Consider the following 24168-nt stretch of genomic DNA (forward strand, 5'->3'; position numbering starts at 1 on the left):
CTTTTTTTTTGGTACATTAGTTTCTTTCAGAGTGTTAGTTAACAATCGCTGAAATGATATCTTCTTCAGAAGAAATATTTGACTCCATGACTTCTTTTAACTCTCGGCAACAAAGTTGTTGTAGATGCTTTTCTTCCAAAGATAGTGTGCGTTCAATTGCGGTTGCGATTTCTTTTGGAGAAGTGTCTTCTTTGCTTCCAAGAAATTCTGGGAAAACTATTTTGCCCAAGATGATATTAGGCAAACAGTAAGAAGACAAAAATATTCTAAATAGGTACTTGATCAGGAACGCATCTATAGATCCTAGTCTACAAGTTACAATTGTCGGAGTCTGCATTAGAGCTGTTTCAAAAACAATCGTTCCGCATTTGGCTATGGCGCATTGACATGATTTTGCTAGTTCATACCTGTATTCACTTGGAATGATAGAGAATCGCTCTATTTGTTCTTTTCTTGCTATTTCCGAGATGCTTTTAGCGAATGCTGGGGAGCTACAAGATATTAATGCCTGATGAGAGCTTTGTAGCGAGGAGGCTTTGAATGCTTGTAATTGCACAGGAAGATTTTTGAGAATATCTCCATGTCTACTTCCTGGGAAAAAGGCGACAAAATCTCCCTCAGAAACGTTACATTTATCTTTCCAGCAGGGCTCTGGCTGATGCTGTTCAATTTCTTTAACGAGAGGATGTCCTACGTAGAGCACCCGAAGAGAGGAATCATTGAAAAGCTGTTTTTCAAAAGGTAGTAGGGATAGCAGGAGGTTGACATTTTTTTCTAAGAAGACTTTTCTTTTTTTTCTCCAGGCCCATATGCTTGGGCAGACATAGAAGATTATTTTGTTAGTAAATTTCTTTTTTCTTAACTTGCGTATGATCAAGAAATGAAAATCAGGAAAGTCGATGAAAATGAGCTTTTCTGGATTTTTTTGGAGTACGAAACTAACTATTTTCCTATAGAAGAGGAATATTTTTGGAATAGCTAAAAAGACTTCTTTGAATCCGGAAATACAGAAGGACTCCATGGGCAGAACTTCTTCCATTCCCGCAGCTCGCATTAAAGGACCGCCAATTCCAACAAAATGAATTTCCGGATGTTTAGCTTTTATTTTAGTTATTAAATCAGCCCCTAGACGGTCTCCGCTGGCTTCTCCTGCAGAAATGAAGTAGGTATGATTTTGAGCAGATTGAGAAATAAGTCGTTTTCGATTTTTGTATATCAAGAACAAATTAGCTATTGGAGGGAAGATGCCGCACCCGTAGCTAAGGATGTTGATAGGATCGGCGACTCTGATAAAGTATAGGAGAGACAATAGACAGCCTAAGAATCCTATTTTCCAAAAAACTTCAGGGAAATTGCTGGTTTTAAAGCGCTCAGCATAAAGCCATTGCACAAGAAAGCGGCTGGAAAAAATAAAAAGTCCGAAACAGCCTACGATGCGCCATGTGAGATTGGGGGGATTTATAGGTAAGTTAAAAATATTGGGTGTAGCCATCCAGCAGCTATTTTCACAAATAAAGGACTGTAGGATAAAAGGAATAGATGTCAGGACGATTGTAAAAGACATCAGCAAGACGACGTTTAAAAATGGTGCTGGGCGTTTGTTATAAAGATTGATATTGCGTAGGGAGATAACAAAGTTTACTGAATGAAGTAATGTCACGGGGTACTGGCTTTGAATCACGCCATGAAAGATCATCATGAAGGATCCTATCGATGATAGGTACCAAAATGTTTTAGGAACGAAAGATTGTTTGAACTTTGTGCTTAGAACCCATTGAAGAATAAACGCGCTACCGAAGAACAAGTTGGCTACTAACCCTACTGGATATAAGAAACGGACAACATCATCAGAGAACATAACGTCAGCGCTGTTATAACTAAATTGTTTGGGGTAAGGATACTGGAAGCATAGTTTTTTCTTATTCAGTTTTTTCTGGATTCCAGTGAGAGAACCATGCCTGGTAAGCTGACATCCACTTTGGGTCTGTAGAGCTTCTCAATTTGAGTAATAGTAAAGCTTCAGGGAACCGGGAATGCTGCAGTAATTTTTTGTTAAAAAAGTTTCTTTTCTTAGAAATTTTGAGAGGAGTCAACCGATACTGCAGTTGTATCAACAGGGTTGTGAGGATAAAATTCTTTTTAGAGCAACTAGTGAAAGAGTTAGCAAAAAGTTTTTCTAAAAATTTCCTAATAAACTCAAAAGTCTCATTTAGATTAATGCCGTTATGTTTTTGGTAAACGTAATGAACATTAAAATTAACTAGAGGAAAGAGGAAGGCTGCTAACAAGAGATGCCTTTCGAATTGAATATTTTCGTTTTTTACTAAGTGGTCCACGGTCCGTAGCAAAGAAAATGTTTGTTCTTGGATAATGGAGCTTAGATTGAAGGCTTTGTCTATGTAGGGGAATAACACTGCTAGCATACCCCATTCTTTGAGTAGTCTGAAAAAAGATTCTGCGTATCCTGAGCCAAGCATTTTGAGAAGTTCTTCAAAAACTCTCGTTTGAGAGCTTTTCATCAATTCGTAGCGATGGGTTGTGAGAGCTGAGGAAGTTTCTTTATCTACAGAAAACGGGTGTCGAGCAAGGATTTTGAGTAAACGCAACATCCTTACAGGATCCTGCTTAAACCGCACAGCAGGATCGCCTATTGTTTGTAAGAACTTGTTTTTAATGTCTTCGAATCCGCCTGTGTAATCAATAATCACTTTTTCAAAAGGATCGAAGAACAAGCCGTTAATAGTGAAGTCTCTACGTAGAACATCTTCTTCAGGGGTGCCCCAAAGATTATCTTTGGTAATTAAGGAGTCTTCGTCAGGGTTTCCAGCTCTAAATGTGGAGACTTCTATGATTTGGTTGGAGAATCGAATATGAGCCAATCTGAAGCGTTTGCCCACGAGGATACAGTTTTTAAAAATTACCTTAACTTCTTCTGGTTTTGCGGAGGTGGAGACATCAAAGTCTTTTGGTGTTTCTTTTAAGAGAAGATCTCGGATACAGCCTCCCACAAGGTAGGCTGTGTACCCTGCCTTACGGAGAGTTTTTACCACTGAGAGGGCATGAGCAGAGAGGTCTTCTAGTTGTATGCCGTGCACTTCTTGGGAGTATATCACGGGAATCAAGGGAAACCCAGTATGTTGCTTTGACAATTCTAAACCCCTGCTAATATAGAAACTTAATCTTTGTCCTGTCCAAGGCCATTATATCGGTATTAGTGGTTAAATGTCTCGGAAGAAAAAGATCTTTTTCTTATGCTACGGGCGAGAGAAGGTCTTTGATTCTGTTAGCGTCATACGTTAAGGGAGAGGCTTCTTTTGTCGCAGTCTGATGATTTTATTTTTTTGACATGAAAAGGGATCTTTTTAGAATAAATCCTTCTGGGACGGTTCTTGAAGTTTACTGCTGCTAAGCTTATAAGACGCTTTACTACATTTTGGTATCGTCTTAGTTTCGGGGTGATGAGAGGATTTTTTATATCGGAATTTTGATGGATGCGCATTTGTTAGGATTGAGCAAAAAACAAGATCAAGGGGAGAAAGTGAAATTATTCGGAACGGATGGTGTCCGAGGGCGAGCGAACTACCATCCCATGACGGTAGAGACGACAGTTTTATTAGGAAAGGCCGTTGCGGCTGTTTTAAAATCTAGTAAAGCTTCGGGTAGACAGAAAGTTGTGATAGGGAAAGACACGAGACTTTCCGGTTACATGTTTGAAAGTGCTTTGGTTGCAGGTCTTACTTCCATGGGCATAGAAACTTTGGTGTTAGGCCCTATACCAACCCCAGGAGTTGCCTTTATAACACGTGCATACAGAGCGGATGCGGGTATCATGATATCGGCTTCCCACAATCCTTACCAAGATAATGGGATTAAAATTTTTTCTTCAGAAGGGTTTAAGATCACAGATTCTGTAGAGGGGCGCATAGAAGCTATGGTGACCAGTGGAGCTTTTGAAGATCTGCCAGGTGATCACGCTGTAGGGAAAAGCAAGCGGGTAGTAGATGCTTTGGGGCGGTATATCGAGTTTGCTAAGGCGACTTTTCCAAAAGGTAGCACTTTAAAAGGGCTCAAAATAGTTTTGGATTGTGCTCATGGAGCGGCCTACAGGGTAGCGCCGTATGTCTTTGAAGAATTAGATGCAGAGGTGATTTGTTTAGGTTGTGAGCCTACGGGGACGAACATTAATAGTCAGTGTGGAGCCTTACATCCGTCGGTTATTCAGAAAGCTGTTATAGAGCACAAAGCAGATGTAGGCATTGCTTTGGATGGTGATGGAGATCGAGTGATCATGGTGGATGAAAAGGGGCATATTGTTGATGGAGATGTTATATTAGCTGTTTGTGCTCACGATTTAAAAAAGAAGGGCGTTCTCCGTGGTGATCGTGTTGTGGCTACTGTCATGACGAATTTTGGTGTTCTTCAGTATCTGGAAAAACTTGGTTTAGAGTTGATTCTTTCTCCTGTAGGTGATCGGCATGTTTTGCAGCATATGAGAGAACATAATGTATCTCTGGGTGGCGAGCAAAGTGGTCACTTGATATTTTTGGACTACAACACTACGGGGGACGGGATTGTTTCGGCTCTGCAAGTGTTGAAGATTATGACTGAGAGTGAGTCTACGCTATCTGATTTAACGGCTCCTGTGTGTAAGAGTCCCCAGACGTTAATAAATATCCCTACGAAAGAGAAAATTCCTATAGAGGATATGCCTGGGGTCCTTGAGGTTATTAAGGATGTAGAAGCTACCTTGGGGGGAGCTGGGAAGGTCCTGGTAAGATATTCTGGTACGGAAAATGTATGTCGAGTTATGGTTGAGGGAACAAAGAAACATCAAGTGGATGGGTTGGCAAAGCTTATCGCCGATGCTATAGAAGCCGCTTTGGGTCTTTGTGCTTCTAAGTAGGAAGTTGTATGTGTGGAATTTTTGGATATCTGGGGTTGGGTTCGGCTATTTCGGTAGTTGTGAATGGACTGAAAAAGTTGGAATACCGAGGATATGATTCTGCAGGCATAGCTTTCTTTGCTAATGGCGAGCTCCTTGATCACAAATCTGTGGGGCGGGTGTCTTCTTTGGAAAAAAAAGTTTCCCAGGAAATCCCCTCGGAAGTCGCTATAGGGCATACCAGGTGGGCGACTCATGGAGAGCCTACAGAGCAAAATGCGCATCCGCATTTTGATGCGAATAGAACCTGCGCTGTTGTTCATAATGGAATTATAGAGAATTTTGAATCTTTGAGGAAGCAGCTGATTTCCGAAGGAGTCTCTTTTTGTTCTGATACTGACACAGAAGTTATAGCTCAGTTAGTAGCCAGATATTATGAAGGAAATATAGAGGAAGCTTTTTATAAAGCCTTGAAGAGACTTTCGGGAAGCTTTGCTTGCGTTTTACTCCATAAAGATCATCCTGGAAAGCTTCTTTGTGTAGCTAAAGACAGCCCGTTGGCCATTGGTATCAGTTCTTCAGGAGTTTTTGTTTCGTCAGACGCAAGGTCCTTCTCAGAATACGTAGACTCAGCGACGTTTTTATCTTCGGGTGAGATAGCTATTGTTAGTGCGAAAGATCTGGTGGTTTATGATGCCTCTATGTCTAGCGTGGAGAAAAGCTTTCGCTCTATAGATGTTGTGGATGAAAAGTCCTATAGCAAAGGTGAGTATGAGTATCACATGCTGAAGGAGATTTATGAGCAGCCGGAGATTTTTTCAGCCTTGATTGCTAAGTATGTAGTTTTAGATCAAGAGACTGGGTTGTTCGACATTTCTCCAAATTTTTTATCTGGCGTTGATTTAGGGCAATATAGCTCTGTTCATATTGTTGCTTGTGGATCTTCTTATCATGCTGGTTGTTTGGCTAAGTATGTTTTTGAATCTTTTGCTAAGGTTCCTGTCCGTGTTGAAATAGCTTCTGAGTTTCGATACAGAGACCCTTGTGTAGACCAAAATTCTTTGGCTATTTTAATTAGTCAGTCTGGGGAAACTGCTGATACGTTGGCTGCTCTTAAAGAATTTCGAGCTAAGAATGTTTCTTTTATTCTAGGTATTTGCAACGTTCCAGAGTCTTCTTTGGTTTTGGCTGTAGATAAGCATGTGCTCCTTGAAGCAGGCGTTGAAGTGGGTGTAGCTTCGACAAAGGCTTTCTCTTCGCAGTTGCTGTTGCTAACGCTTTTGGGTGTTGCTTTGGCTAAAGTAAAGGGTGTTCAATCCGCTTCTAGCATAGACCTTATCCTTAGAGATTTTCAAAATCTAGCTTTTAATTGTTCGCGTATTTTACAGGACGCTTCTATTCAACGTGTTGTGAGGGAGTATAGTCATCATGATAGCTTTCTCTTTCTAGGAAGACGGTTGATGTATCCCATAGCTTTAGAAGCAGCCTTAAAAAGCAAAGAGATAGCTTATGTTTATGCTGAGGCTCATCCTGCGGGAGAATTGAAGCATGGGCCTATCGCTTTAGCTAGCGAGGATCTTCCTATAGTGGCCTTTTGTGGGGATCTCTCTGTCTATGAAAAGACTGTTAGTTCTATTATGGAGGTTAAAGCTAGACGAGCTCCAGTCATAGCTATTGCTCCAGAATCTTCCTCAGATATTGCTGCCGTGGTAGATGCTTTGATTTTAGTTCCGGATAGTCATGCTTTGTCTTTGCCTATTTTATGTACAATAGTGCTACAATTGATGACCTATTTCTTAGCGTTAGAAAAAGGAACAGAAGTTGATTATCCAAGAAATTTGGCTAAATCTGTAACTGTTGAATAAAGTTTGTTTTATATAGAACTTTATTTTTTTAATTCTTTCCTTTGTTTTTCTGTTTGATTTTTTGTTTGTTGTATTTAATTGTTGAATTAATTCTTTTTTTAGAATAGTTTGTGTGATAGTAAGTCCAAAAATGGAGTATGCCATGGGTCTATTTGAGCGAGATTATTATATACGAGATACCAGAATGCCTGGGACCTTTGCTTCTAGAGTATATGGGTGGATGACAGCTGGCCTAGGAATTACGACGCTGGTGGCGCTGGGATTATATTTCTCAGGATTATACAAGGTGCTATTTCCTTTGTGGGCAGTATGGTGTTTGGCCACTTTAGGCGTGTCTTTCTTAATTAATAATCGGATTCACAGGATGACTGTTCCTGGAGTGATTGGGGCTTTTATTACCTATTCTGTTCTTGAAGGATTGTTTTTTGGGACATTAATGCCTGTTTATGCGGCTGCTTACGGAGGAGGGGTTATATGGGCTTCTTTCGGTACTGCTGCTGTAATTTTTGGTGGAGCGGCAGCTTACGGTATGCTTACAAAAAATGACTTAACTCAGCTAAGTAGACTTCTATTTCTCGGAGTTATGGGCTTTCTTTTTGTTACTTTAGGGTTTGCTGTTTTATCGTTTTTCTTCTACATGCCAATGGCTTATCTGTTCATCTGTTACTTGGGCTTGGCTATTTTTGTTGGCTTAACGATTACTGATGCTCAAGCGATTAGAAAAATTTCTGAAAGGGTCCATGATGATTCCGATTTAGCATACAAGCTTTCTATGATCATGGCGCTAAAGATGTATTGCAACGTGATTATGGTATTTTGGTATGTGTTGCAAATATTTTCTTCCTCAGGCAACAGAGATTAAAGTAGAGGAGTTCTTTATCCTTTTTTAATAAAGAGGCTCTGATAAGGGCCTTTTTATGAATTTTTCACGAGAGACTTTTAAAGAAGATCTTGGAAGAAAGAGTCCAGGAACAAGTCTAAATCAAAAGGATGCAGAGATTCTATGTTTTCGCCTGATCCAAAGAAAGCTGCAGGAAGTCTCAAAGACTGATAGATTCTAAAGAGAGTGCCGCCTTTGGCGCTACTGTCCGTTTTTGTTAAAATAAAGCCCGTAAGAGGGAGAGACTGTAAGAAAGCTCCGACCTGTTCTACAGCATTTCCGCCGGCTGTAGCATCTACAGTGATCAATATCTCATGGGGAGCATTAGGAATGGCCTTATTGCATACTTGAGTGATCTTATCTAATTCATGCATTAGAGGTTGGTTTGTATGCAATCTTCCAGAAGTATCTACAATAACAATGTCGTAATCTTTTGCTTTGGCCGATTGGAGGCCGTCGAAAGCTACAGAAGCAGGATCTCCCCCAGGTTGACCTGAAACGAATCCGCAATGCATCCTATCTGCCCAAAGCTTGAGCTGATCTATTCCTGCTGCGCGGAAAGTATCTGTAGCCACGACAAGAACTTTTTTTCCTTGTCGCTGAAAATAAGAGGCCAGTTTAGCTACAGAGGTTGTTTTACCTGTGCCATTGCTTCCCACGATAAGAAAGACTTTAGTGGGGAAATTGTTATTAATTTCGTGCGCCGTAGATGGCGGTACATCCCAAACTACTTTGGAAAGAACGTCTTTGAGATGCTTAGGTAATTTAGAAGTTTCTCCTGATCGCTGAACGGTCTTTAAAAGTTTCTCTGTAAGCTCAGCTCCAAAATCGGACTCATAGAATAACCTCTCCGCATTCTCCAGAAATTCTTCATCAACAGTTCCTTTGAACAATGACTTAAGCTTGCTGGAAAGAAATTTGAACATCCGAAAGGTAAAGTTGAGTTGAACGAAAAGGGATTATACAAGATAAGGGGGCAAATAGGAAGATTTTTATGAATCTGCATGAGTATCAAGCCAAAGATTTATTATCGCGCTATGAAATGCCTATACCCCCCTATGAAGTAATTTCTTCTGGAGAGGAAATTACCTCAGCGTTGAGCAAGTTGCGTGTAGATGAAGGTATAGCAAAAATTCAAGTACATGCAGGAGGGCGAGGTAAAAACGGTGGAGTAAAGGTTTTTAAAGGAAAAGATTCTGCGGATTCTGTAATTAACGAGTTATTGGGAATGAAATTTTCTAATAACCAAACAGGGGGAAAAGAGCTTTTAGTAGAAAAAGTCTTGGTTTCACCCTTAGTGGACATTGATTCAGAATATTACGTTGCTGTAACTATGGATAGGAGAAGACAATGTCCATCATTAATCATTTCTCCATCAGGAGGTATGGATATTGAAGAAGTTTTAATTTCTTCTCCTCAAAAAATGCTGTCTGAGCCAGTCACTTACTACGGGAAGATTTATGATTACAGATTGCGAAAGTGCGTAAAGTTCTTAGGCTGGACAGGAAAGATTGCGGAGCAGGGTATTCTCTTGATGAAGCAGTTAGTACGGGCGTTTATGGAGAATGATGCTTCTCTTGTTGAGATTAATCCTCTAGTAATCACAAAGTCTGGAGAGTTCTTTGTTTTGGATGCTAAGATCTCCATAGATGATAATGCTTTATATAGGCATCCCATACTATCTTCTTGTTATGATCCCTCTCAGGAGAACATCAGAGACGTCATGGCTAAACAGATAGGATTATCCTATATAGCTATGGACGGAAATATAGGGTGTCTGGTTAACGGGGCAGGATTGGCCATGAGTACGCTGGATATCCTGCAGTTCTATGGGGGTAACGCCGCTAACTTTTTAGATGTTGGTGGAGGAGCTTCTGAAAATCAGGTTAAAGAAGCTATTTCATTAACCCTTTCTGACACAAATGTACAGGTGTTGTTTGTGAATATTTTTGGAGGGATTATGGACTGTTCCATAATTGCTTCTGGATTAGTCTCTGCCCTGGGCCAGGGGGAGACGTCTAGAATTCCTCTAGTATTGCGCATGGAGGGGACAAATGTGGAGAAAGGGAAAGAACTTCTCAAGCAAGCAGGGTTGGAATTTTATAGTGTTGACTCGATGGATGAAGGAGCTCAGCTTGCGGTCAAATTATCCCAGAAAGTAATTGAGTGAGCGCATGGTATTTTTATTGTCTTCGGATTTAAAAATTATTACTCAAGGGATAACAGGAAAATCGGGATCATTTCACACTGAACAATGTATGGAATATGGCTCCAACTTTGTAGGAGGAGTAACTCCTGGTAAGGGTGGGGATTTTCATCTCGGGTTGCCAATATTTGATTCTGTCAAGGAGGCCCGAGAAGAGACCGGATGTGAAGCGACGATGATTTTTGTCCCGCCTCCTTATGCGGCGGAATCTATATTGGAGGCAGAAGATGCTGGAATTCCCCTCATAGTTTGTATAACAGAAGGCATTCCAGTTAAAGATATGATGGAAGTTGTTCATGTGATGAAGAACAGCAAAACTTCCAAATTAATAGGGCCCAATTGTCCAGGAGTTATTAAACCAGGAGCTTGCAAAATAGGTATTATGCCCGGGTATATTCATTTGCCTGGTAAAGTTGGAGTAGTTTCAAGATCGGGAACATTGACATATGAGGCCGTATGGCAGCTGACTAAGTTAGGGATAGGACAGAGTGCTTGTGTGGGTATAGGAGGAGACCCCCTTCATGGAACATCTTTTGTTGACGCCTTAAGGGAGTTTAACGAAGATCCTGATACGGATGCGATCCTTCTCATAGGAGAGATCGGTGGTTCTGCTGAAGAAGAAGCTGCTGAGTGGATAAAAGAAAATGGAAAGAAGCCTGTAGCAGCTTTTGTTGCCGGTGTTACTGCTCCTCCAGGGAAAAGGATGGGGCACGCAGGAGCTATAGTTTCTGTAGGTTCAGGTAGGGCTGAAGATAAGATTATTGCTTTGAGAGATGCTGGGGTTGCTGTAGCGACGATCCCTTCGCTTATAGGGCAAACTGTTCAGGGATTATTGTAATATGGTAGATGTCAAAAGCTTGCTTAAGAAATTTTCTTTCCAGTGGTCATGGACAGTGTTTATTTTTCCTCTTTGTGTGGGCCTTTTTGGAATCAAGTATTACGGTCTACTATTGTCGTTATGTTATTGCATAGTATTCTTAGGCTCCCTATTTCTGCATGAATTAGGACGTTCCTTGGTATTTGTCGCTAGGAACAAGTCTGTATCAGTCTTTTTTTCTGGTTTAGGTGCTCGATGGAAAAAAGGTGGGCAACTTTTTTCTGTTTTGGAAAGATTGGGAGCATGCTTTTGTGGTTGGGCAGTATCTTTAGTAGTCTTTTTAGTAGCGTTCCTTTTTTCTTGTATTACGGATTCTTTTTCAAAAATACTTTTCGAATTGTTCCGTTTGATAGCAGAAGTTAACCTTCTTATTTTGATAATAAATTTATTTCCAGCGAAACCTATGGATATGGGGTATTTAGTAGATACGCTGTGTTACGCTTGCTTGCAAGATTTGGGGTTAAAGTTGGCTTTTTGTATTTCCTTTCTGTCTTATTTTGTTTTAATTTTCTTCTTGTTCTTCATTGGGAAGGGAGTTTTAGGCGCAGTTTTTTTAATTAATTTATTTGATGATTTTCGATTTTCCATTTTTTCTAAAAAGAAAGAGCTTTACTACTAGTTTTTAGTCGGATTTATTGTATTCTTTTTAGAAAGAGTTTTCTCTTAACCCTTTTTGTAAGATTCCTCGATAAAAGTTCCTTTAATTGTCGTATACCTTGAGGAAATGTCTCTTGTTGTATAGGATGATCATTTCTTCTTGGTTTAACAAAAAATAGGTTGGGTTTGTTCAACCCGTTTTCTGCTTTTTCTGAGAGAGTTGTCGTGTGTTCATGTTTCTTTAAGGTTGTGAGTATGTTTAGGATTTTTGTGTCACGAATGCTTTTAGGAAGCTTTTTTGCTGCGGTGTCTTGCCTCCCTTCCATGTCGGTCGCAGCATTGAAAAGAGATGTTAAAGGTTCTGAAAGTTCTCAAGATGCTTTGTTGAAAGAGATTTCTAGTGGTTTTTCTAGGGTAGCTAAGCAAGCTACTCCAGCAGTAGTTTACATTGAGTGTTTCCCTAAAAATGCTCGGGAGTCTCGAAATATGCAAAGAGGAAATAGAATTCCTCATGAGAACCCTTTTGATTATTTCAATGATGAATTTTTTAATAGATTTTTTGGTTTCCCTTCTCCTAGAGAACGCTCCGTGCCTAAAGAAGCTGTAAGAGGGACAGGTTTTATTGTATCCAGAGATGGTTTTATTGTTACCAATCATCATGTAGTTGAAGATGCAGGAAAGATTAATGTTACCTTACATGACGGTCAAAAATATCCTGCTACGATGGTAGGAATAGATCCTAAGACGGATCTTGCTGTCATTCGCATTAAAGGAGATAATCTTCCTTATCTGCAGTTTGGAAACTCAGATAAACTGGAGGTGGGAGACTGGTCCATAGCTATAGGAAATCCTTTTGGATTACAAGCAACCGTAACCGTCGGTGTTATTAGCGCTAAAGGAAGAAATCAACTACACATAGTAGATTTCGAAGACTTTATTCAAACTGATGCGGCAATAAATCCAGGTAATTCTGGAGGCCCTTTGCTAGGTATAGATGGGAAAGTTATAGGGGTTAACACTGCAATCGTCAGTGGCAGTGGTGGATATATGGGCATAGGATTTGCTATTCCGAGTTTGATGGCAAGTCGGATTATTGATCAGTTGATCAAAGAGGGGCAAGTAACTAGAGGTTTTCTAGGTGTTACTTTGCAGCCTATAGATTCAGAGTTAGCTTCTTGCTACAAGCTAGATAAAGTCAAAGGGGCTATGATTACCGACGTTGTTAAGGGCTCTCCCGCTGACAAAGCAGGCTTGAAACAAGAGGACATAATCGTTGCTTGTAATGGTAAAGAAATAGAATCTCTTAGTGCTTTTAGAAACTCAATTTCTTTGATGACTCCGGGAGCGCGTGTCGTACTTACTATCGTTCGAGAAGGCAAATGTAAGGAAATAGCTGTTGTTGTTGCTCTGGCTCCTAGAGAAGATGGTACGACAGTACTACAGAAAGTTGGTATCACTGTTCAAAACATTACTCCAGAATCTGCAAAGAAATTGGGGTTGGGGGACGCTAAGGGCGTTCTTATCGTTGGAGTGGAGCCTGGTTCTGCTGCTGCCTCATCAGGAATAGCCGCCGGACAAGTAATACTGGCTGTTAACAGGCAGAAGATAACTTCCATAGAAGAACTTAATAAGGTTCTCAAGGAAAGTCATTCAGAAAATATTCTGCTAATGGTTTCTCAGGGAGATGTCATTAGGTTTGTTGCCTTAAAGCCTGAAGAGTAAATGAATAAAAGATTCAGCTTTACGCTGAATCTTTTCGTATACAGTCACTCCTTCATAGACTCTATAAGGGCTCTTACAGATACATAGCCTTTCTCTAACTGTTCCATAGAGAATTGTTCATTAGGGCCATGTATGTTGTCGGAGATATAAGATACCCCGCAAATTAACGGTGAGGCATTGGATAGCCTTGCTAGAATGGGTACTATTGGAATGGACGCTCCCATAATTATGTTCTGGCAAGGTTTGTTGTAAAGAATGGAATAGATACTTCTAAGTTTTATTGCTATATGAGAGCGGCTGCTGGCTTGCCAAGCAGGAGATCCTGAAAGCAAGAGGTGTTCAAGATGCAAGCCTTCAGGTAAACGCTGTTGGAGGTGATCTATTATTCTATCCCAAATAACTTCTGGATTTTGAAAAGGAACAAGTCTGCAAGAAAGATAAGCTGTCGACTTGGATGGTATCACCGTCTTGAACCCTTCTCCAGTGTAACCTCCTTGTATACCGGTAATTTCCAAAGTGGGTCTTATAGATATGGCCTCTCCGACAGAAAATCCAGCTTCCATGCCATGAGGACAAAAGTGTAAGTTTATCTTGCATTCTTCGGTAATATCTTCGTAAAAGATTTCATCTCTGAAGTTTTGTTGAGTAACTTCAGCATAAAAATTTTCTACAGAAATAGAGTTGTCTGGTCGGTGGAGAGAAGCTAAAAGTTCGGAGAGAGCTCTATTAGGGTTGTAAGCGGCACCACCGAAGACTCCAGAATGTAGGTCTTTGGATGCTTCCTTAACGACAATGTATCCGTTAGCAAGGCCCCTAGCTCCTATGCTCACGCTTGGTTGAAGAGGAGAGGAAAAACCTCCGTCAATAAATATGAGATCATCAGCTTGCAGTCGGTCCTCATAAGTGCTAGCAAGTTCCTTTAAAGCATTGCTTCCGATCTCTTCTTCTCCTTCTAAGATGATTTTAATGCTGCAGGGGAAAGATTTATGTTTGCGGAAATGATCTCGAAGAGCACACAATGTGTAAAAACATTGTCCTTTGTTATCTGAAACACCTCTTCCATAGAAGGTATTACCCCTTCTGGTAAGAATAAAGGGATCCGAAGACCATCCATCAGAAAGAAGTGCTGGTTGAACATCATAATGGCAGTAGATTAATAATGTCCTGGCTTCTGGATCTTCGGATAAATTGTAGGCGAATAGAATTGGAGGGGCATCTCCAGTAGACCAAGTTTCAACAGAGAAACATTCCGAGAGAAAATTTTCAAGAAAGTGCGCGCAGGATAATAAATCCTGGCCATAGACATCTTTGTCAGCAGAAACCGTCTTAAAAGCTATGAATTGGGAAAAATTTTTTAAAAAAGTTTCTTCATTTTTTCTAAATTCATCAGAAAGGTGTTTCATGAAGTCTCCCAGGAAAGATTGAAATTAATGTTCAAGGTAACTTAATTTAGTTCTTATCGGAAACAGCATTGAAAGGAATTTCGGCTTTTTTCACCTCGTGTTGAGAATACCTTCCCGGATTCTAAATCATGGGGTAAATTAGATCGAGTAGTAAATATCCAGGAGAGGGGAATGAAGGCTGGAGACTCTTATCGTAATTTTGTCATACGATCGTATAGAGAAATCCCAGAAATCGAAAGCGTTTTGTTAGAGGCTGAACACAAGCCTACAGGAGCTTCTATCATGATGATCATTCATGATGACGATGAAAATGTATTCAATATTAGTTTCCGCACTTGTCCCGAGTCTTCTAATGGAGTAGCACATGTCCTCGAGCATATGGCTCTCTGCGGGTCTACTAATTATCCTGTTCGAGATCCATTTTTTTCCATGACTCGTAGGAGTTTGAACACTTTTATGAATGCTTTCACTGGTTCAGACTTCACTTGCTATCCCGCAGCTTCTCAAATACCAGAAGATTTTTACAATCTCCTCAGCATGTATATCGATGCCGCCTTCCATCCTCTATTGTCAGAAAATGCTTTCTTGCAAGAAGGGTGGAGGTTGGAGCTAGAAGATGGGAAATTAATTTTCAATGGTGTTGTCTTTAACGAGATGAAAGGCGCGTTGATGTCCGGAGAGGCTAGGTTGTCAGAAGCCCTTAATGCATCTTTGTTTCCTTCGGTTACCTATGGAGTGAACTCTGGAGGGGATCCCAGAGAGATTCCCTCGCTGACTCTGGATTTTATAAGGGGATTCCATGAGTCCAACTACACTTTGGGTCGGTGCTTGTTTTATTTTTATGGAAATATTAAGCCTTCTGCTCATTTAGATTTCTTGGAGGAAAAGCTTCTGAGAGATGTAAAGAAAGTGGATAAGACTACTGTCTCTATGCCTCTGCAAAAGCGTTTCAAAGAGCCTGTAAGACAAATACTTTCTTATCCCGCTGATCCAGGACAAAAAGATAAAGTCTTATTTGGATTGTCATGGTTGACTTGTTCTATTTTAGAACAGCAAGAGCTTTTAGCTATCAATGTGTTAGATTTGGTCTTGATGGGTACTGATGCTGCGCCGCTCAAGAGTTGCCTGCTGAAATCTGGGTTCTGTAAGCAGGCAGATTTAATCGTCGATAATGAAATTCGAGAGATTCCTGTCACCTTGGTGTGTAAAGGTTGTTCTCCAGAGGGAGCTAGGGAGCTTGAAGGTTTAATTTTCTCTACGTTAGAGGAAATTGCTAACACCGGATTGGCGGAAAATTTAGTTGAGGGTGCCATACATCAGCTGGAACTTTCTCGCAAAGAGATAACCGGGTATTCCTTACCTTACGGGTTATCATTATTTTTCCGAGCAGGACTTCTCAAACAGCATGGAGGGGATCCTGCTGATGCTCTAAAGATTCATAGCTTGTTCTCGACTCTCAGAGAAAAGGTAAAGGATCCTACCTATCTACCGGGATTGATTCGAAAGCACTTTTTAAACAATATGCATTTCTCTAGGATCATAATGGTTCCAGATCCTGAGCTGAATGCTAAGGAAAATGATGAAGAAAGAAGAAGATTAGAAGAAATAGATTCTAAATTAACGGAAGAAGATCGAGAGCAAATAAAAAGAACTTCCTTGCAATTAGAAGAATATCGGTCCGCAGAGGAAGATGTCGATGCTATTTTACCAGGAATAACTCTAGATAAGATCCCTCAAAATGGAAAAGAGTATGCTCTGACATTAGTAGAGTCCGATATAGGTAAGGTGTATCATCACGAGTGTTTCACCAACGATATGGTTTTTGTTGATGTTGTTACTGATTTACCACCTCTTAGTGCAGAAGAGTTGCCTTGGTTGCGTCTATTATCTTTCCTCATGCCACAGCTGGGATGCGGAGGAAGGAGTTATAAAGAACATTTGGAATTCCTTTTGGAAAACACTGGTGGAGTGGATGTTTCTTATGACTGGTCTCCTCAAGCAAAAAATCCTGCTTTCCTGAAGCCTTCTATCAGTTTCAGAGGGAAAGCTTTGGCCACAAAAGCTTCTCAGTTATTTTCTGTCTTTTCTGATCTAGAGATGTCTGTGGATTTTTCTGATACGGAAAGAATAGGTGAGTTGTTGATGCAGCATGAGGAAGCTTTAACAAACAGTATTCGAAATAATCCTATGGGGTACGCCGTGGGCGAGGCTTGTTCTGCTTTGTCCGTGCCTTCTGGAATTTCGTACCTAACTTCAGGTCTTCCTTATGTGCGTAAGATTTGTGGATTAGTAAATTTGTTTAAAGAGAACCCAGAAGAAGTTGTCACAAATCTTAAGGCTTTGTATGCAAAATGTTTTCAAGGAGACAGGGTACTTTTGATAAGCTGTAATAAATCTTTGTTTGAGATTCTTCAAAAGGAGAATTTCTTTGGTTTGTCGCTAAAAAGTTTATCAAAACCGCTACAGAGATGGGAAGCTCCAAAGATGGCCTTGGAAGCTCAGTCGAAAGCTTATGAGATTCCTGTCCGCGCAGCTTTTAATGTCTTAGCGTTTCCTTTAGGAGAGTTCCATTATGAGGATCCTGATTCTGCCGCGCTATTAGTTGCGGCGGAAATTTTGGACAACGTAATTTTGCATACAAAGATTAGGGAGCAGGGGGGAGCCTATGGTTCCGGAGCTTCCGTAAATTTGTTGCGGGGAGTTTTTTATTGTTACAGCTATAGAGATCCAGAAATTTCTATCACAAAAAAAGCCTTTTATGAAGCGCTAGAAGCTGTTGCTAAAGGTGATTTTAAAGACAAAGATGTGAATGAAGGTATACTCGGAGTTGTCCAAGATATAGATTCTGTCATCCCTCCCGGTGGACGAGCTTCAGCTGCTTACTTCCGCTTGCGTTCAGGAAGGGATCCCGAAGTTCGGCAAAAGTTCCGAAAAAATTTGTTGGGTGTTTCTAAAGAACAAGTAGTGTCAGCTTTCTCTCGTTGGCTGTCTTCACAGAAGGAGAGAGCCGTGTTCGTAACTTTCTCTGGAAGAGAAATGTTGAACGAAAACGCAGACGTTTTGGAAGGTCTTTCCGTAAGCTCTCCTATTGCCTAAGATTTTGGAAAGGAGAAAAATTATTTGTAAAAAAAAAGATAAAGGGTACGTTGTAAATTGATAAACGTCTCTTTTCTTGCTCATGTTTTTGATTTTTTTGGATACGGAAACTTGTGGACTACGTCCAGAAGTTCATAGGATATTGGAACTGGCTTTTCGGATTGTTTGCAGTGATACGTACGAAGTAGTGGCTTCGTATTCATCATTGGTCAAACATGAAGATAGGGAAGTTTGGGCGCAAAGAAGCGAGGAAAGTTGCCGTATTACGGGGCTAGACGAAGCTTTTGTTAATTATTTTGGTAAAACGGAAGAAGTCGTTGCCGAAGAAGTATTGGCGATCTTTTCTCAAGTAGGAGTAACCAAATTTTCTGCTGTGTTTGTATGCCAAAATCCTGGCATGGATAGATCGTTTTTCTCTCAGCTTATTTCTGTAGACAGGCAGCAACAACTAGGGCTGCCCTATCATTGGTTTGATTTGGCATCGATGTTTTGGGCTTTGGAAGTTATGGAAAGAGGTCATGTTGCTAAAAATTTTTCAGGATTATTGTCAAAAAACAATATAGCAACTTACTTCGGTTTGGCTGAGGAAAAGATGCCTCATCGAGCCCTACAAGGAGTGGATCATCTTATAGAGTGTTACCGAATGTTAATGGAAAATGGGCTCAGAAAGAATTTGCCTAGAGTTCCCCTTACCATTGATGTACCTGCTGTGAAGAAAAAATCATTATCTGGGATTTCAGAAATAGTGGAAAAAGGGTACAGAAAGTAGAGGCGTTTAGTTTATCCTTAACTTTGAAGGGCTGTAAATCACTCATCTAAAATATCTTTCGTTGAAGAAGGAGATATTTTTTCTGAGAACAAGAGCTCTTGCTCGTTTCCAAGGTTGATAGGAAGAGCTTCTTTTGTAGTGATGTCTATGCTAGTAATTTCAGAAATATGTTTGTTTTGAGAAGTTATATCTAATTTTTCAAACTTTTTAATAGTAGGAAGCATTCTTGTTTGCAGACTGGAGGAGAGGTCGTTGTAGCTTTGAGATGCTGCCCTTAGATGGTTTCCTAACTTGTTGAAATGTCTAAAAACCACCCCTAAACGTTCATAGAGCTCTTTTCCTAGAGTTCCAATTTCTTGGATCTGTTGGTGTAAGTTTTCTTGTTTCCAAGTGTGAGCTACAGTTTTCAATAACGCTAATAAAGTGGAAGGCCCAGCAATAAGGACATTAGAAGAAGCCCCGATATCCATAAGTTCTGGAGCATGTCTGACAGTGTCATTAAATAAACTTTCCCCGGGTAAGAAAAGGATAATAAATTCCGGTGTCTCGGAAAATTTTTCCCAGTAAGCCTTCGTTTTTAAAGATTTCACATGTTCCTTGATTCTGGAAATCATGTCATCTTTATCATACTCCCCTTGTTCTAGGTAACTTTCTGAAAGAGGAGCTTTAGAGTCTATGATAAGACAGCGATTTTTGGGTAGACGGATAATGGCGTCTGCTCTCGATTGACCAGAAACAGAAGACACCTGCATTTCATAATCACAGTATTTTAACATTCCTGAAAGTTCCAGGATTCTCTCTAGTTGCACTTCACCCCAACGACCTCTTTTTGCTGGGTGAGCAAGGATGTTTTTTAGAGCAGAGGTTTGAACTTCAAGTTGTTTTTCAGCTTCCATCAATTGAGAGATTTGTTCTTTTAGAGAACCTCGTTCTTCAGCTTGCTTTTTCTCATACTCATCGATATTCTTTTTAAATTCTTTGAGAATGGAGTTCACTGGAGAAACGATATCTTCAAAGTGTTTAGATTTTTCTGAAAAATACTCTTTGGTTTCTTTCTGAATTTCTTTAATTAGGGATTGTGTAGAGCAGGAGAGTTTGTTGCTAAAAGCTTCTATAAGTTGCTTTCTATCTTCTTGAGATTCCAAAGATTGAGATAGGAAAGCTTTTTCTAGTTCATACTGTTTCAAGATTTTTTCGAATTCCTTGTTTTGAAGTTCTTTTTCTAAAGCATGTTTTTGAGAAAGATCTTCCAGCGTTTTTTTTAAGACTTCGTGGGCAGTTTTTTCTTTTTCGAAAAGACGTTCTAGAGATCTCCTAGAGAGTAAGTCCAAAACTTTTACAAGCAAAGATCCGATAATGAATCCTAGAAGAAAGTAAGAAAAGGGTGCGGAAGCCAACATAAGGACCGGTATCTATATTTTATCTGAGATGAAGCTTACAGTTCGGTTAATTTTTTCTGCTTTTCGAAATAGCTTTTCTGAAAAGAGCAGATAAAGGAAAGATAACAAAAATGTAGGTCCAAGCGATAAGGAAAAATACTTCTACAAAATGATCTATTATTCCTAGGAAAAGCAGACAAGCAACGATTCCTAAAAGGACAATAAGCAGGAACGATGAGATCTTAAACCGCAGGGCCCCTAGGGAAGGAAAGTAGCAGCGAGAAACCATTAAACCACCAAGAAGTAATTGACCACACCAGAGAATTAACAAGCGTAGATTAAGGGAGAGAGCCGAAGCACTTTCCGAAGAAAGAAATAGGGCCAGGGATACGATGGATGCGGCAGCAGCCGGAATGGGTAACCCCTTGAAAAAACCTTTTGGAAGCTTTTCTTCTGTGTTGTTCGGATGTTTCATGATTGTATAGCGAACGAGACGCAGGACTCCGCACAAGGAGTAAATCATGGAACAAATTAAAAGAATCGAAGAATAAAAGCTTCCAAGGCCTATCCCTTCGACACTTTTGATGGTAATTAGAGAAGGAGCTATACCGAAAGTTACAGCATCGGAAAGAGAGTCAAACTGTTCACCGAAAGCGCTTTCTGCTTTCATAATTCTGGCGACAGCCCCATCAGAAAAATCTGCAACAATAGAACAAATCAAAAGAACAGCCAATCCCTGTAGACGATGGAATAACTCCTGTTGTCCTGATGTAGAAAGCATGCTTTTGAAAATGATAAAAAGCCCGCAGCATAAGCCAAAGGCCGTAATAGTATTTGGAGCGACGACTCGTCGACGCTGACGCTGAGAAAATTCCGTATCAGACATAAATGATCACTACATGATTGACCCTGAGCATGCCACAATTTTGTAAAATCAACAAGCTTTTGGAATTCTTTTTTGTTCTTCGTTTTTTAGATCAAATGGAGAGGGAAAATAGATGCAGAAAAAAGGATGTTTTTTTACCCTCTCTCGTTTCGGTCTTACCTCTTTTGAGGCGTGAAAAAAGGCCTTTGGTTAGCAGAGTTTTTTCGCGAGAGAGACTGTATTTTTCAATTGCAGATAAAACGGCTCTATTCCTATATATGGTATACATAGCGGGCGATGCGCACTATATGTTGGGTTTTTGAGGGTATTTCCGCTTTTCGATTGTGTTTTTTTTTTTCAAGTTTTTTGGGTGGATGGAGTGAATTTTTAGCACTCTAATAAAGTGTTTTCAGAGCTTTCTAAATCAGCAGTAGAAGATGCTTGCGGTTTGGTTTTTCTGAAAAGAATTACGGAGCAAGGGAGTTATGGTAGAAGCAGAAATTCAAGAAGACAAATGTTCGATTGTTAAACGTAACGGAATGTTTGTTCCATTGAGCAGAGATCGTATAAGCCGAGCTCTGGAGGCTGCTTTTCGAGATACTAAACAACTTGGAAATGAAGAGCCTTTGCCAGAAAATTTAGAGACAACGATATCAGATATTACGGCCAAAGTTGTTAAGGAGGTTGTCGAAAAAATAAATGAAGGGCAGGTCGTTACTGTAGAAAGAGTTCAAGATATAGTTGAAAGTCAATTATATAGAAGCGGAATGCAAGATGTTGCCAGGGATTATATCGTTTACCGAGATAACCGGAAATCTTGTAGAGAAAATCGATGGGGAAAGGTCGTTGTTATTCGTAGAGATGGGACGAAAGTTCGTTTCAATCCCATGAAGATTTCTTCAGCGATAGAAAAGGCTTTTCGGGCAACACTGGGAAATAAAGAAAACTCTTCGGAAGTTGTTCCCATTATCAATAACCTGACAGAGACTATAGTAGAAGAACTTTTTCTCATGCATAATGATACTGAAGCAGGGCTTCATATAGAGTCTATTCAGGATGTTGTAGAGAAAACGTTAATGTCGTCAGGCCATTATGAAGTGGCAAAAAGTTACATTCTTTATAGAGAAGCTAGAGCAAGAGTCCGTTCCAAGAGTGGAGAGGAGTCGTCGGCTCTTATTGAAGAAGAAGTTTATGAGGTAGTGCGAGGAAATGGAACCTCTTATGTCCTTAGGAAGGAGGATCTATTTCGTAAATTTTCTTGGGTAAGCCAACGGTTCCCTTCTACTGTAAGTCCTGAGATGCTTGTAGATATGACCTTTTCTAACTTGTACTCTGGGATAAAAGAATCAGAAGTAGATTTGGCCTGCATTATGGCTGCTCGAGCCTGCATTGAAAAAGAGCCAGATTATGCCTTTGTTGCTTCTGATTTACTAATGGATATAGTTTATCGAGAAGCTCTTGGAGTCGACATTACCCACCCTGATCTGGAACACATTCAAAGAGAATACTTCAAAGAGTATATCAAACAAGGAGAAAAGTATCGATTGAACCCTGCTTTAGCTGACTTCGATCTTGATAAATTAGCCAACGCTTTAGATTTAAGCAGAGATCGTAGATTCGCTTACATGGGTGCCCAGAATTTATATGATCGGTACTATAACCAGCTTGATGGTAGACGGTTGGAAACAGCACAGATTTTCTGGATGCGCGTGGCCATGGGGTTAGCTCTCAATGAGGGCGAACAAAAAGAAGATCAAGCTATAGCTTTCTATCGCCTAATTTCAGACTTTCGTTATGTTCCAGCAACTCCAACGCTGTTCAACTCTGGTACGATACATTCTCAGCTGAGTTCTTGTTATTTATCTATGGTGAAGGATGATCTAAACCATATTTTCAAATCGATATCTGATAACGCTCTGTTATCAAAGTGGGCAGGGGGGTTAGGAAATGACTGGACTCTAGTGAGAGCTACCGGAGCACACATTGCCGGAACCAACGGTAAAAGTCAGGGTGTCATTCCTTTCATAAAAGTGGTTAATGATACAGCTATTGCTGTAAACCAGGGAGGGAAAAGAAAAGGAGCCGCCTGTGTATACATGGAAATCTGGCACTATGATTATGAAGATTTTCTAGATTTACGAAAAAATACCGGAGATGACAGGCGTCGAGCGCATGACATAAATACGGCTAGCTGGGTTCCTGATCTTTTCTTTAAGAGATTGTTAGCTAATCAGAAGTGGACATTATTTAGCCCAGATGAGGTTCCTGGTTTGCACGAGACTTATGGACAAGATTTTGAGCAATTGTACGAAGAATACGAGAGAAAAGCTGAAAGAGGGGAGATTAGAATACATAAAACGGTAGAGGCCGCGTCCCTTTGGCGAAAGATGCTGAGTATGTTGTACGAAACAGGGCATCCTTGGATGACCTTCAAGGATCCTTCTAATATTCGCTCTGCTCAGGATCATTGTGGTGTGGTTCGCTGTTCAAATTTATGCACGGAAATTCTTTTAAATTCTTCGGAAGAAGAGACTGCTGTTTGTAACTTAGGGTCCGTTAATTTAGCTGAACATTTTACCAATGGTAAGTTTGATGAAGGTAAATTGGCTGAAACGGTTTCTATTGCTATCCGTATGTTAGATAATGTGATAGATCTGAATTTTTATCCTATTCCAGAAGCTAGGAAAGCTAACTTTACTCATAGAGCTATAGGTCTTGGGGTAATGGGCTTTCAAGATGCTTTATACATACAAGATATAGGTTATGCACAAGAAGAAGCTGTGGCTTTCGCTGATGAAAGCATGGAACTGATTTCTTATTATGCCATCCTAGCTTCCGCACACTTGGCTAAAGAAAGAGGTGTGTACGAGTCCTACAAAGGGTCTAAGTGGGATCGAGGACTGTTGCCGATAGATACTATAGAACTTCTAGAAAAGGCTCGAGATAAAGGTAATTTAGTACAGGATAAATCTGGTAAAAAAGATTGGACTCCCGTTAGGGAAGCTGTAAAAGCTTACGGTATGCGTAATTGTCAAGTGATGGCTATAGCGCCGACTGCTACTATATCAAACCTAGTTGGAGTTACTCAATCTATAGAGCCCACGTACAAGCATTTGTTCGTAAAGTCCAACATTTCAGGTGAGTTTACAATTCCAAACGTATATTTGATTAAGAAGTTGAAAGAAAGAGGTCTATGGGATGAGGACATGCTGGATGATCTCAAATACTTCGATGGTTCTTTGTCTGAGATTGAAAGGGTTCCGGATGATCTCAAAAAGATTTTTCTCACAGCTTTTGAAATAGATCCAGATTGGTTGATTGAATGTACTTCGAGAAGAACCAAGTGGATAGATATGGGAATATCTCTAAACCTATATCTCGGAGAGCCCGATGGTAAAAAGCTTTCCAATATGTACATTAATGCTTGGAAGAAAGGATTGAAGACTACGTATTATTTGCGATCTATGGGAGCTACGTCTGTTGAAAAATCTTTCACAGATGTCAATAAAAGAGGTATCCAACCTCGATGGATGAAAAATAAATCTGCTTCGACAAGCATTCTTGTGGAGAGAAACTCAGTTCCAAAAGCTTGTAGTATGGAAGAAAGCTGTGAAGCTTGCCAGTAAG

The 24168-nt window shown here is 40.2% G+C and carries 16 protein-coding genes; 10 read left to right on the top strand and 6 right to left on the bottom strand.

The features are described 5' to 3' along the window. Positions 1–34 precede the first annotated feature (34 nt). Positions 35–1858: a lipid-A-disaccharide synthase gene (lpxB, locus tag KJA58_RS00225; protein ID WP_213357480.1), complete on the bottom strand. Its 1824-nt coding sequence runs from the start codon at positions 1856–1858 to the stop codon at positions 35–37. A 61-nt stretch (positions 1859–1919) separates the two neighbouring features. After that, positions 1920–3167 (bottom strand): polynucleotide adenylyltransferase PcnB, encoded by a 1248-nt coding sequence (pcnB, locus tag KJA58_RS00230; RefSeq protein WP_343215987.1) that lies wholly within the window; start codon positions 3165–3167, stop codon positions 1920–1922. A 320-nt stretch (positions 3168–3487) separates the two neighbouring features. Here pcnB and glmM point away from each other — a divergent pair, with 320 nt between their 5' ends. The 3 genes from glmM to KJA58_RS00245 all read left to right on the top strand — a co-directional run bounded on the left by glmM (position 3488) and on the right by KJA58_RS00245 (position 7609). Then, positions 3488–4903, top strand: a complete 1416-nt coding sequence (glmM, locus tag KJA58_RS00235) for a phosphoglucosamine mutase (protein WP_213357482.1) — start codon at positions 3488–3490, stop codon at positions 4901–4903. 8 nt (positions 4904–4911) lie between these two features. Then, positions 4912–6747: a glutamine--fructose-6-phosphate transaminase (isomerizing) gene (gene glmS, locus KJA58_RS00240; protein ID WP_213357483.1), complete on the top strand. Its 1836-nt coding sequence runs from the start codon at positions 4912–4914 to the stop codon at positions 6745–6747. A 142-nt stretch (positions 6748–6889) separates the two neighbouring features. Continuing rightward, entirely contained in the window at positions 6890–7609 is a 720-nt protein-coding gene (locus KJA58_RS00245; protein ID WP_213358345.1) for a Bax inhibitor-1/YccA family protein, read from the top strand. 77 nt (positions 7610–7686) lie between these two features. On the opposite strand, the gene ftsY is transcribed toward KJA58_RS00245, so the two are convergent. Beyond that, positions 7687–8553 carry a signal recognition particle-docking protein FtsY gene (ftsY, locus tag KJA58_RS00250; protein ID WP_213357484.1) on the bottom strand — a complete coding sequence of 289 codons (867 nt, stop codon included), beginning with the start codon at positions 8551–8553 and terminating at the stop codon, positions 7687–7689. 68 nt (positions 8554–8621) lie between these two features. On the opposite strand from ftsY, the gene sucC reads away from it, so the two are divergent. The 4 genes from sucC (at position 8622) to htrA (ending at position 13029) form a co-directional block, all read left to right on the top strand. After that, positions 8622–9797, top strand: a complete 1176-nt coding sequence (gene sucC, locus KJA58_RS00255; RefSeq protein ID WP_213357485.1) for an ADP-forming succinate--CoA ligase subunit beta — start codon at positions 8622–8624, stop codon at positions 9795–9797. Between the two features lie 4 nt (positions 9798–9801). Further along, the gene (gene sucD, locus KJA58_RS00260) at positions 9802–10671 is read left to right on the top strand and encodes a succinate--CoA ligase subunit alpha (protein ID WP_213357486.1); all 870 of its coding nucleotides are present in this window, start codon (positions 9802–9804) and stop codon (positions 10669–10671) included. 1 nt (position 10672) lies between these two features. Continuing rightward, positions 10673–11329: a zinc metalloprotease gene (locus KJA58_RS00265; protein ID WP_213357487.1), complete on the top strand. Its 657-nt coding sequence runs from the start codon at positions 10673–10675 to the stop codon at positions 11327–11329. Between the two features lie 302 nt (positions 11330–11631). Continuing rightward, positions 11632–13029 carry a serine protease HtrA gene (gene htrA, locus KJA58_RS00270; RefSeq protein ID WP_246485735.1) on the top strand — a complete coding sequence of 466 codons (1398 nt, stop codon included), beginning with the start codon at positions 11632–11634 and terminating at the stop codon, positions 13027–13029. 44 nt (positions 13030–13073) lie between these two features. Here the strand turns inward: htrA and KJA58_RS00275 are convergent, their stop codons facing one another. After that, positions 13074–14432: a M20/M25/M40 family metallo-hydrolase gene (locus tag KJA58_RS00275; protein ID WP_213357489.1), complete on the bottom strand. Its 1359-nt coding sequence runs from the start codon at positions 14430–14432 to the stop codon at positions 13074–13076. A gap of 171 nt (positions 14433–14603) precedes the next feature. Here KJA58_RS00275 and KJA58_RS00280 point away from each other — a divergent pair, with 171 nt between their 5' ends. Continuing rightward, on the top strand, positions 14604–17528 hold the full coding sequence (locus KJA58_RS00280) for an insulinase family protein (protein ID WP_213357490.1): 2925 nt from the start codon (positions 14604–14606) through the stop codon (positions 17526–17528). An 82-nt stretch (positions 17529–17610) separates the two neighbouring features. Beyond that, positions 17611–18297 (top strand): 3'-5' exonuclease, encoded by a 687-nt coding sequence (locus tag KJA58_RS00285; protein ID WP_213357491.1) that lies wholly within the window; start codon positions 17611–17613, stop codon positions 18295–18297. Between the two features lie 38 nt (positions 18298–18335). Here the strand turns inward: KJA58_RS00285 and KJA58_RS00290 are convergent, their stop codons facing one another. Together KJA58_RS00290 and KJA58_RS00295 are read right to left on the bottom strand one after the other, a co-directional pair. Further along, positions 18336–19697, bottom strand: a complete 1362-nt coding sequence (locus tag KJA58_RS00290; RefSeq protein WP_213357492.1) for a DNA recombination protein RmuC — start codon at positions 19695–19697, stop codon at positions 18336–18338. Positions 19698–19743: 46 nt separating this feature from the next. After that, the gene (locus KJA58_RS00295) at positions 19744–20562 is read right to left on the bottom strand and encodes a CDP-alcohol phosphatidyltransferase family protein (RefSeq protein ID WP_213357493.1); all 819 of its coding nucleotides are present in this window, start codon (positions 20560–20562) and stop codon (positions 19744–19746) included. Positions 20563–21026: 464 nt separating this feature from the next. Between KJA58_RS00295 and KJA58_RS00300 the strand changes: the two genes are divergently transcribed. Further along, positions 21027–24167: a ribonucleoside-diphosphate reductase subunit alpha gene (locus KJA58_RS00300; protein ID WP_213357494.1), complete on the top strand. Its 3141-nt coding sequence runs from the start codon at positions 21027–21029 to the stop codon at positions 24165–24167. Position 24168: the final 1 nt, after the last annotated feature.

Source organism: Chlamydiifrater phoenicopteri, from assembly GCF_902807005.1.
In the GTDB taxonomy this organism is placed as follows: domain Bacteria; phylum Chlamydiota; class Chlamydiia; order Chlamydiales; family Chlamydiaceae; genus Chlamydiifrater; species Chlamydiifrater phoenicopteri.